The sequence below is a fragment of the Nostoc sp. CMAA1605 genome (assembly GCF_021596505.1).
Classification (GTDB): domain Bacteria; phylum Cyanobacteriota; class Cyanobacteriia; order Cyanobacteriales; family Nostocaceae; genus Trichormus.
This window is the reverse complement of record NZ_PJIZ01000156.1, coordinates 1-8,969: the sequence shown is the minus strand read 5'-3', so window position 1 is coordinate 8,969 and position 8,969 is coordinate 1. Positions and strand designations below refer to the sequence as shown.

The following is an 8,969-nucleotide window of genomic DNA, read 5'->3' as shown; positions in this document are numbered from 1 at the left end:
TAGAGTGGTAATGAATGGTCTGGATAGAGTAAATCTTGATTTGATTTACCTAAAACTTCTGATGCAGACCAGCCATACAGACGTTCTGCACCTTGATTCCAATATAGGATGTGACTATTTAAATCTTGAACAAAAATTGCATCGGTAGTAATGTCAAGTAAGGCTGCTTGTTCATGAATTTTTTGTTCTGCTTGTTTGCGTTCACTGATGTCTCTGGTTGTACCAATCATTCTGATAGGCTTACCCGTTTCGTTACAGTAGGTGTAACCTTTACTACTTAACCAGTGGATGCTACCATCAGGCCAAATTACGCGATATTCGCTGATAAATTCTTGCCGATGTTTAATACTATTGTGGACTGCTTCTCTAAATGGTATGCGGTCTTCGGGATGAAGTAAGTTTAAAAATTCTTCTGGGTTAGGACAGATAGTATCTTGGGGTAAACCATACAGCAAACCCATATTGGCTGACCACAAGGTAGCGTTTGTCAAGAGATTCCAGTCAAATATGCCCATTCCCGCAGATTTGAGAGCTAAACTCAATCTTTCTTCGCTCTGGCGCAGGGAATCTTCTGTTTGCTTGCGTTCTGTAATGTCTTCGGCGACACCTCCATAGGTGTATATTGTGCCTTGAGCATCGCAAATCGGAAAACCCCGATCCCAAATCCAACGTACTGTGCCGTCGGGTCGCAAAATACGATACTCTTCATTGACGGGTTCCCCGCGTTTTTGTCTTGCTATTTTATCAAGGACGCGATCGCGGTCTTCTGGATGTAGTGCGTCTAACCAAGATGACGGGTTTTGTCGTAAACTCTCACAGGAGCGTCCCCAAATTTTTTCGTAAGCTGGATTGACGTAGAGATTTTCTTCTGATCCCATATCAGCCATCCAAAAAAGCGCGTGGGTATTTTCAGCAAAGTAGCGAAATTTCTCTTCACTAGCGCGCAAGGCTTCTTCCATGAGCTTGCGTTCTGTAATATCCCTTCCTACTCCTTGAAATTGAATCACTTCGCCGATTTCATTTTGAATTCCTGTAATCTTCCACTCAAACCAACGCATACCCTTAACCGTTATTACAGCTTGCTCTTTGAGAGTTAAGTCGTAAGGTGGAGACTGTAAGTGAATAAAGTTTTGTCTCGCTTGAGATAATTCATGGGGAGGAAATAAATCAAATATGGATAAATCAACAAAATCCGTCAATTTTTTCCCAAAAATTTCACAAGCTGCGTGGTTAGCAAATTTAATCCTTGCTGACAAATCAACCCGCAAAATTACATCAGACTGTCCTTCGATGATTTGACGATAGAGTGTTTCACTCTGTCTGATTGTTTGCTGCACAATGCGACAATCACTAAAGTCTTCTTGCCATAATTCCAGAGAATTATACAATTCCGTAATTTCTGTTGATGAATTTTTTGGCTTAGTAATTGGATAATCTAAGGCTGGTGATGATTGTTGTAAAGCTGCCACAATACCCACTAAAGGTAACTGGTGTAAAACTTCTAGTAAACTGGTAGCTGTAACAATTCCTATTAAGCGTTCCTCATCGTCCACAATCGGTAAATGACGAACTTGATACTTGTGCATCAGTGAAAAGACTTTCATCACATCTTGCAAGTCTGACAGTTTCATCGTGATGACTGGTTGTGTCATGACTTGATTGACTGTGACTTGAGAAAAATCTATTCTTGATGCTGTTAGCCTGACTATATCTTGTTCTGTCAAGATTCCTAAGACTTTTTGTGCTTCTACAACTAAAACACAACTATTGTTTAGTAAATACCTATTGCGAGATTTACATACTGGGTGTAAATTATTCGAGGGTAATTCTTTAGCTCTTGTTTGATACATCATGCCGATCGCATCAACTAGGCTGTCATGGGGCTTAATCGTTAAGGGATAACGATTAAGAGCATGATATAGATGAGTTAAATCAATGAGCTGTTCGTCGAATTGCATAGTTAATTCGTCAGTTGTCATGATTTTATGGACTGCCGAATGAGTGAGTTAATGTCATAAATAGGGACTCTCAGTTAGTAACTTGAGTGAGCATCAAGTTACCTGCTGTATAGCACTTCCATATCACGATTACTCGGAGCAGTCAGCCGATTTTATGTCCCAAATCAATTGAATATAGATTTTGAACTTGTTGTTCTTGTCTAGTGACACCTAACAGCCGTTTTATTGTTAAATTGTAAACTGGATCAGTTTTGATATTTAAGGCAATTATCCTATTTCATGCTTGAATTAGTCTAGTTAAGTTTTGATTCATAAAATATAATTTTTTGAATATTGGGCGATCGCTCACAGCACCATGTATATTTTTACTCTATATTCATAGTTACTGGAATCTCTATAAATTAAGGTTTATATAGATTGTGACATCAGAAATCTCTGGTTTTTAAGTGTTAATTTTCACTTTCGTTAATAAGTGTTAATCACAACTAGCGAATGAATTACGGTTTAATTCCTGATGATTATTCTACAATTACTACTCCATCTCCAAGCTAGCCAAACACAATCAAAGATACAAATGATTAGAATTGATAATTTACCATAAGCAATATCTAGCCACGGGAGGATAAATCAGTAAGTAAATAATCTCAACTAGCAAAAGTTGAAACCTAACAATTAATGATAGCTCATGGTTATAATTTCAGACGAATTACTAATTTAATGCACATTTTTTATATGAGTTGTCATCAGATAAAAAAGTCAAGAGAAAATATCTCAGCCTGAAATTTTAGTATCTATAAGGAATATTATGGGATTTTGGGAAAACCATATATACATATAAAGTCCCGATACGGTTATGTTAAAGATAAAAGGGAAGTTGTTAAGTAAATGAGCAAAAATATTTGCAGTCATTGCGAGCGAAGCAATGACGTTAACCGAACCGTATTGTATAAAATCCTTATTTCCTGTTCCCTTAATACGCAAATAATTTCAGGAATCAAAGCGAATTCCTATATATTGAGATAATTCTAAAAATATAGATTAATATTAATTCTCTTGATGAGTATTCCGATGAACTATAGAGTATAAAACGAAATGGATTAGGAGTAATAACCTATATGGATTTTCAAGATTTTCTCAGACATCAGTTTGCACAGGTAGTGGTTGGAGAATTCAAACCAGGTAAATTTGAGGCTGCGAAAAAATTGTATGAAGAAGCTGTATCAACCTACAATGATGGTTTCAAAGCAGCCTATCTACTACAAGAACCAGGTACAGATAAAGGTATATCCGTAATTTTTTGGGAAAGTGTAGAAGATATGACTGCTAATCAAAATGAAGCTTATCAGCATATCTTAAAACAGATGATGCCATTATTTGCTCACCCGCCACAAACAACTACGTATGAACTAGTATGCGAGATGAAGCCAGCAGAAAAAGAGGATAAAGTAGACTAACTACCTACTGATTTCAGGGAGGTACGCAAAGTTAAAACGTACCTCCCATAACTATTAATTTCCGAGAAGATAAGTATACTTTTATTACTTGATCCCCAACTGGGATAAGTAATATTGTTTCGAGATTCTGGAATAAGTAGAACAACCAGAAACAACCAAACTATGTTAAGCAATGTAAAAATACTAGTATTCAGTTTGTAGTAAGGACTTTAGTCCTTTTTTGTTCGCGCAGCGTCTCGTAGAGAGAACTAAAGTAGTACATAGGATGTGTTAGCAGCGAGAGTACAACATCTACCGCCAAGTTCTCGGTGCGTCACGGCTTACGCCTGACACACCCTACACATACTACACATACTGAAATTTTTATGCGCTAGCGCAGGCTACGCCAACGGAAATCAAATCGGATTCCTATATGAATCTAGGCTTTTAATCCAAAATTGATATTATTGGATATCGCTACTGTTCTCTACACTGATATTAGGTGTTTGGCGATTTTCTTTCATTAAACGACTGTAAGTCCTTTGAGGAATAAAATGTAGTGGATTATGACCTACAAAACGCAAGATTAAGACACAAGCCCAGGAATATCTACCATTAGTAATGGCTTCAATAATTTGATGTAATTGTTCATTAGTTATGGCACGATGAAAACTGGTTTCGGAAGAATTGATTTGGTATTTCATAGCTGTCTCTCATGTAATTGATGTAAATAGAGATTTACCAACTAATCATCCCTGGTTGATTATGTTCTTAGTACATATGATAGTTTGATACTGCGAACTTTAGATTTGAAATTTTGGATAATAGAATTGAATCTAAAGTAAGGACAGGTTTGAAAAAATATCTGTTTTTCTAACGTGAATGTCTCTCATAAACCGCCCCTACAAATCCCAAATCTAAAATTGTTTGAATATTTAGACGAGACATAGGTTTTGCATAGACTTTTACCAGATTTATAACCTGTTGTTAATGTAAAATCTTATGATGACATCAGTAAAGTGACAACAAAACAGTCAACTAAAATACAGAATACTAGTTATTTTGCTGTAAATTAAGCCAAGTTGGCATTTTTTCTCGCAAGTATGACAAATCGTCACACTTATCTACATTTATCACTTAGCAAGAGTTGATACCAAATTGGATAGGTAGTATTGTTTCGATATGCTGGAATAGTCTATAAATCTAGGTCTTTAATCCAAAATCCCAAATCCAAAATTGCCATGAGTCGTTTCATACCCAAGCTAGAAGTAACGACCATGAAAACAGTTTTACCCTAGATATATCAATGCAATGTACCTCTCCATCAGTTTGTAGTGAGGACAATACCTCTAACTACTAGCCATCACAGGGTGTTGGAATTTATCATGTATGAACTACATCAAGCGATTTTGGCTAATAACGAAGAATCAACTACGCTGCGTCAGTTGATAATTGCACTTTCGGCGTTAGATAGGCGTTACTTTCTCAGAAACGAAATTTTACAAACTTTTGCTCAACACTGTAAGCAATTCCAAAAACCGACATACTTTTATTATTCTTCCTCTGTGGCGAAGTTAATTCACTGCACCCACGAAATCATTCTGGAGGAGGAAGGAATTTGGTTTGTGGTGCGTCCAAAAATTGCTAGCCAAGAGGTTTGGCGACTAAAGTCAGATTTTACTAAGTTTGAGCTGATGTCACCTGTAGCATTATTAGATGTGAGCGATCGCTTAGTCAATGCCTATGACCCCCACATCTTAGAAATCGACCTCAAAGCCTTTTATCAAAATTCCCCTAGCATCAGTGATCCTCGAAACATTGGACAAGGTCTAGCTTTTCTCAATCATTATCTATGCAGTCAACTAGAAACTGATCCTCTATATTGGTTTGAACTGATTTATTTAGCTCTGCAAGCCCTGCAATATAATGGTACTCGCTTATTACTGAGCGATCGCATCACCTCCGGTATTCAACTAGCCAAACAAATTCGCCAAGCTATTCAGTTTCTCAGTCAGCAACCACCGGAAGCACCCTACAGCAATTTTCATCCAGACTTGCAAAAACTCGGTTTTGCACCAGGGTGGGGAAACACAGCTTCCCGCACACTAGAAACATTCACCCTCTTAGAAAGACTCATCGAAGCACCACAACCGGCGATTTTAGAAGCATTTGTCTCTCGTGTTCCGGCGATATTTCGTGTAGTTCTTGTTTCTGTTCATGGCTGGGTAGCACAAGCAGATGTGATGGGAAGAGATGAAACCTTGGGACAAGTCATTTATGTATTGGAACAAGCACGGAATTTAGAAAACAAACTCCAGTCAGAAATTCAACTCGCCGGTTTGGATATTCTCGGAATTCGACCTCATGTCATTATTCTCACCCGCTTAATTCCTCATTGTGAAGGGACATTTTGTAACCTGCGCTTAGAAAAAGTAGATGGTACAGAAAACGCTTGGATATTACGTGTTCCCTTTAGGGAATTTAATCCAGAGATTACTAACAATTGGATACCAAAATCTGATATTTGGCCTTATTTAGAAACCTTTGCTGAAGATGCAGCACCAGCAATTATCAACCAATTTCAAGACAATCCTAATTTAATCATTGGTAATTACACAGATGGTAACTTAGTTGCTTTTTTACTGGCGCGCATTTTAAAAGTTACCCATGGTAATATTGCCCACTCTTTAGAAAAACCGAAGTATTTATTTAGTAATCTTTACTGGCAAGAATTTGAAGAAGAATATCATTTTTCTGCTCAATTTACTGCCGATTTAATCACCATGAATGCGGCAGATTTTATCATAACATCATCTTACCAAGAAATTGTCGGCACACCAGATAGTATAGGACAATACGAATCATATAAATGCTTTACCATGCCGCATTTATATCATGTAGTTGATGGCATAGATTTATTTAATCCGAAATTTAACCTAATTCCGCCAGGAGTCAACGAACAAATATTTTTCCACTACAGTCAAAAAGACCAACGAGACAGCAATTTAACTAAGAAAATATCAGACTTAATTTTTTCTACAGAAAGCCATCAGATTCTAGGTAAATTAGATGCTGCACAAAAGCGTCCTATTTTAGCTGTCGCACCAATTACATCGATTAAAAACCTGACTGGATTAGTAGAATGTTTTGCTCAAAGTCCAGAATTACAAGAGCATTGTAATTTAATTATTATTACTAGTAAATTACATATTTCTGAAGCTGCCAACCCAACAGAAGCAACAGAAATTCAAAAATTACAGGACTTAATTAAGCAATATAACCTCGACAATAAAATTCGATGGGTGGGGATGCGTTTACCTAACTATGAAGTGGGAGAAGCCTACCGAGTAGTAGCCGATTTAGGGGGAATTTATGTACATTTCGCCCGATTTGAAGCCTTTGGACGCAGCATTTTAGAAGCCATGATCTCCGGTTTACCAACCTTTGCGACTAAGTTTGGTGGGGCTTTAGAAATTATTGAGGATTATGGCAACGGTTTTCATATCAACCCTACAGATTTATCAGGAACAGCGAAGAAAATTGTGACATTTCTAGAAGAGTGCGATCGCCATCCTGAATACTGGGAAGAAATCTCCGAGTGGGTAAGTAAAAGAATTCACCATAAATATAACTGGGAACTACACACAAATCAATTACTGTCACTAGCTAAAATCTATAGTTTTTGGAACTTCGTCGCCCCAGAAAACACAGAAGCCAGAGTACGTTACATGGAAACGTTATTCCATTTAATTTATAAACCCAGAGCCGAAAAGATTTTAGCAAAGCATATTAGTCATTAGTCAATAGTCAATAGTCATTAGTCAACAGTCAACAGTCAATAGTCATTACTTATTACTTATTACTCATTACTCATTACTCAGCACTCAGCACTCAGCACTCAGCACTCAGCACCGGCTAAACGCCGCGCTACCGCTAACAGCACTCAGCACTCAGCACTCATTACTTCTCCCCCAATCCCATGAACCAACAACAGACCTCTAGTGATTTTATCTACGAAGATTGGAGTTTAATTGAGACTCAGTTTCAACCTGAGCAAATTAACTCTAGGGAAACTATTTTTACTATTGGTAATGGATATTTAGGCACAAGGGGTAGTTTTGAAGAAGGTTATAGTCGTAGTCTACCCGCTACATTTATTCATGGTGTTTATGATGATGTGCCGGTTGTTTATACAGAATTAGCTAATTGTCCTAATTGGCTACCTTTAGTAGTCACAATTGATGGCGATCGCTTTCGTCTTGATCAAGGGGAAATCTTATCATATAAACGACAACTTAATTTGCGTCATGGTCTTTTAAGTCGTTGGGTGCGTTGGCGCAGTCCGAAAAATAAAATTATTGATATCCACTTTGAACGCTTCGCATCTCTGGCTGATGTGCATATTTTGGGACAACGCTGTCATTTCACATCCTATGATGGTGAGGCTTTAGTGGAATTTCAAGCTAGTATTAATGGTTATGCAGAAAACCAAGGTTTTAATCACTGGGAAGGGATAGACCAAGGTAAAAGCAACCAAGGGATTTGGTTACAAAGTCGCACCCGCAGCACCCGCATTGAAATCGCGATGGCGGCGAAAATGACTATATCGGGAACAGAAGCTGTTATGCAGGTTAATACTGTCCCTGGTTATCCCAACATCAGCACGACTTTTTTAGCCACATCCCAACAAACCGTGACAGTAGAAAACATTGTGACAGTGTTTACCTCACGGGAAACAGCAACACCAGTGACCACCGCCCAAGCTAAACTAGCAGACATCGCTGATTACACCACATTATTTCAAGATAATCAGCAAGCTTGGGAGCAAATCTGGCAAACTAGCGATATCGTCATTGAAGGTGATAGTCAAGCTGCTTTTGCTGTCCGCTACAATATCTTTCAGCTAATCATAGCCGCCCCACATGATGATGAGCAAGTGAGTATTCCCGCCAAAACCCTCTCAGGATTCGGTTATCGGGGACATATCTTTTGGGATACAGAAATTTTTATCTTGCCATTTTTTACTTACACCCATCCAGAAGTCGCCCGAAATTTACTGACTTACCGCTACCACACCATAGCAGGCGCAAGACGCAAAGCATCGCATTACGGCTTCAAAGGTGCAATGTATCCGTGGGAAAGTGCGGATACAGGGGATGAAGTTACCCCCAGATGGTCGCTACCGAATAATTATTATGGTGAAGATGTGCGAATATGGTGTCGCGATCGCGAAATTCACAACAGTGCAGATATCGCCTATGCTGTTTATCATTATTGGCAAGCCACAGGTGATGATCAATGGATGCGCGACTATGGCGCAGAGATCATTTTAGATACGGCTATTTTTTGGGGTAGTCGGGTGGAATTTAACTCCCAAGATAATAGATATGAGATTCGGGGTGTCATCGGTGCAGATGAATATCATGAATTCGTGCATAACAACACCTTTACTAACCGTATGGTGCAATGGCATTTAGAACAAGCCTTAAAGTCTTGGCTTGGTTGCAGCAAAAATTCCCCGAAACAGCCACCCAACTTACCACTAAGTTACAAATTCCCCCAGAAATTGCCACCTATT

The 8,969-nt window shown here is 38.4% G+C and carries 4 protein-coding genes and 1 pseudogene; 3 read left to right on the top strand and 2 right to left on the bottom strand.

The window, feature by feature from the left end; genetic code table 11:
• A partial coding sequence (locus CV014_RS28830) for a PAS domain S-box protein (protein WP_236145149.1) occupies nucleotides 1-1,979 on the bottom strand: 1,979 nt, incomplete at its 3' end.
• 1,094 nt (nucleotides 1,980-3,073) lie between these two features.
• Between CV014_RS28830 and CV014_RS28825 the strand changes: the two genes are divergently transcribed.
• Nucleotides 3,074-3,412, top strand: a complete 339-nt coding sequence (locus CV014_RS28825) for an antibiotic biosynthesis monooxygenase (protein WP_236145148.1) — start codon at nucleotides 3,074-3,076, stop codon at nucleotides 3,410-3,412.
• Between the two features lie 443 nt (nucleotides 3,413-3,855).
• On the opposite strand, the gene CV014_RS28820 is transcribed toward CV014_RS28825, so the two are convergent.
• On the bottom strand, nucleotides 3,856-4,095 hold the full coding sequence (locus CV014_RS28820) for a HetP family heterocyst commitment protein (protein WP_236145147.1): 240 nt from the start codon (nucleotides 4,093-4,095) through the stop codon (nucleotides 3,856-3,858).
• 681 nt (nucleotides 4,096-4,776) lie between these two features.
• Between CV014_RS28820 and CV014_RS28815 the strand changes: the two genes are divergently transcribed.
• Together CV014_RS28815 and CV014_RS28810 are read left to right on the top strand one after the other, a co-directional pair.
• Complete coding sequence (locus tag CV014_RS28815) at nucleotides 4,777-7,191, top strand: sucrose synthase (RefSeq protein WP_236145146.1); 2,415 nt, start codon at nucleotides 4,777-4,779, stop codon at nucleotides 7,189-7,191.
• 179 nt (nucleotides 7,192-7,370) lie between these two features.
• Nucleotides 7,371-8,969, top strand: a pseudogene (locus CV014_RS28810) (beta-phosphoglucomutase); the annotation flags it as partial.

Bases quoted from the DNA above. Each gene is read 5' to 3' on its own strand.
- CV014_RS28815 (WP_236145146.1), top strand. From the start codon at position 4,777: ATGTATGAACTACATCAAGCGATTTTGGCTAATAACGAAGAATCAACT.
- CV014_RS28825 (WP_236145148.1), top strand. From the start codon at position 3,074: ATGGATTTTCAAGATTTTCTCAGACATCAGTTTGCACAGGTAGTGGTT.
- CV014_RS28820 (WP_236145147.1), bottom strand. From the start codon at position 4,095: ATGAAATACCAAATCAATTCTTCCGAAACCAGTTTTCATCGTGCCATA.